Here is a 1,824-nt window from a genome sequence, read left to right on the forward strand (position 1 = left end):
ACTTGTTAGAAATAAAAGGTTGCCTAGTCACCATCGATGCCATGGGATGTCAGAAAGCGATAGCTCAGAAAATTTTGGATAAAGAAGCGAATTATCTGCTGGCACTTAAAGGCAATCAGCCTATGTTCTTTTCCCAGGTAGAGAAATTATTAGGACCAGAAATTAGCCGCCAGTGTCAGGATGGAACGCTATTTCAGGAAGCGGATTACCAACGGAATAGAGAAGAGTACCGGTGCTGTATTGTGACCAATGACATGAGTCAAATCCCCGCAGCGGCAGATTGGCCAATGTTAACGACAATTGGGGTGATCATTTCTTATCGAAAAGAAAAAGGCAAAGTATCCAAAGAGTTAAATTTTAGATACTACATCAGTTCAGCCACGCTAACGGCAGAAGAGTTGGCAGCAAGTGCCCGAGAGCATTGGAGTATTGAAAATGGATTGCACTGGAAACTTGATGTTGGAATGAAAGAAGATGATTGTCGTATCCGACGTAATGGTGCACCGGAAATTATGGCAGGTGTTAGGCATGTTGCAGTGAATCGTCTTCAGTCAGAGACAAGCTTTAAAAAAGGAGTAAGAGCGAAACAAATGAAAGCTAATCGCAACACCGATTACCTTGAAAAGGTTATTTTTGGCAAGTGAATTTTCATGCTCTTACCCTGCTGTTTGGCCCTTTGTACATGCTGGGGATGAATATAGATTAAGTACCTGTGTTTCTTTTGTTGGTGCGTCACACAAAATGAAAGGGAATGCTCCTGGTTACATTAATACCGCTTCTAGATACGCTGATTATAAGCAGATGAAAATGGGGTCAATCTGTAACCTTGAACATGTTCGCTTAAAGTATGAAAAACGTCATTTAGCGTGTTTTAATGCCCACTGGTCAGATAAAATTAGTGCTGGATTAATATGGCTTTTACGTTCAAGTGGTAAATTGACTTCAATACTTGCCCAAGTAGGCGTCAGTTCGACGTTATCCATTTATGATTTAATTGCTCGTTCATTAGTTGAGCTATCTGAAATGTCTCGTGAATATGCTGAAGATTGTAAAGGATTGCTAGGTCATATATTAACTTTTATCGGCAAGCCTGGAGTTAAGATTATTGACCTCAGTTACAGTACCGTGAGAAGTATTTTAGCTATGCTATTGAGTAGATTAAAATCTGTCGTAGTTGAGGCCTTAGGGTTAGTTTTTTAACTAATAGATTCTAATTGCTAGAATACTGCTTTCCATGTAGGAAAAAATGTATTTAATAGGCTTTATTTTTGCAATTTAAATCATATTCAATATAAAGAAGTTATGGAATAACAATGAACAAAGTTAACACGGATGTAAATTACAGAAAAATGGCTGGTAATGCTAGATTAGTTATTATCGCAGAATCTAGCCATAACCCTGTTTCTTATAAATATGAAGCTATACGTGCACTAAAACAACTTAAAGCAGCTGGTTTTACTCACTTTGCAATGGAAATGTTGCCATTACATATAAATGAAAAAATTGAATTCTACCAAAAAACAGGGAAAGGTTTTGATGCAATAAAGCAGTATTTTAAAGATAATTGGAATTGGAATAATGCTGCTAGCACTGGTTATGCTGAGCTAGTAAAAGCTGCAAACGATTTAGGTATGAAAATTATTCCGTTAGATATGCCAATTGAAATGATGGATTTAATTGATGAACGATGTAGCTGGCAGGGGCTGATTACACTTTTTGACCAGCACCAAAAATAATCTCTTCCCTGAAATCATCACTCCAACAAGCTCTATTGAATTTCTGATTCTGGCTTGTTTTAGCGGGATGTAGCTTCACTAGATTTAA

The 1,824-nt window shown here is 37.4% G+C and carries 3 protein-coding genes and 1 pseudogene; 3 read left to right on the plus strand and 1 reads right to left on the minus strand.

The features are described from left to right. From ACROAE_RS20505 to ACROAE_RS20515, 3 genes are all read left to right on the plus strand, one after another. The coding region (locus ACROAE_RS20505) for an ISAs1 family transposase (protein WP_432406157.1) at positions 1-644 on the plus strand (644 nt) is incomplete at its 5' end. After that, positions 634-1,200: a hypothetical protein gene (locus ACROAE_RS20510; protein ID WP_432406160.1), complete on the plus strand. Its 567-nt coding sequence runs from the start codon at positions 634-636 to the stop codon at positions 1,198-1,200. The genes ACROAE_RS20505 and ACROAE_RS20510, both read left to right, overlap by 11 nt. Positions 1,201-1,313: 113 nt before the next feature. Further along, the gene (locus tag ACROAE_RS20515; protein ID WP_432406164.1) at positions 1,314-1,736 is read left to right on the plus strand and encodes a ChaN family lipoprotein; all 423 of its coding nucleotides are present in this window, start codon (positions 1,314-1,316) and stop codon (positions 1,734-1,736) included. Here ACROAE_RS20515 and ACROAE_RS20520 read toward each other — a convergent pair. Beyond that, positions 1,708-1,824, minus strand: a pseudogene (locus tag ACROAE_RS20520) (ISAs1-like element ISSpu13 family transposase); the annotation flags it as partial. The gene ACROAE_RS20515 and the pseudogene ACROAE_RS20520 overlap by 29 nt on opposite strands.

The organism is Shewanella sp. MF05960 (genome assembly GCF_050849305.1).
Lineage (GTDB): Bacteria > Pseudomonadota > Gammaproteobacteria > Enterobacterales > Shewanellaceae > Shewanella.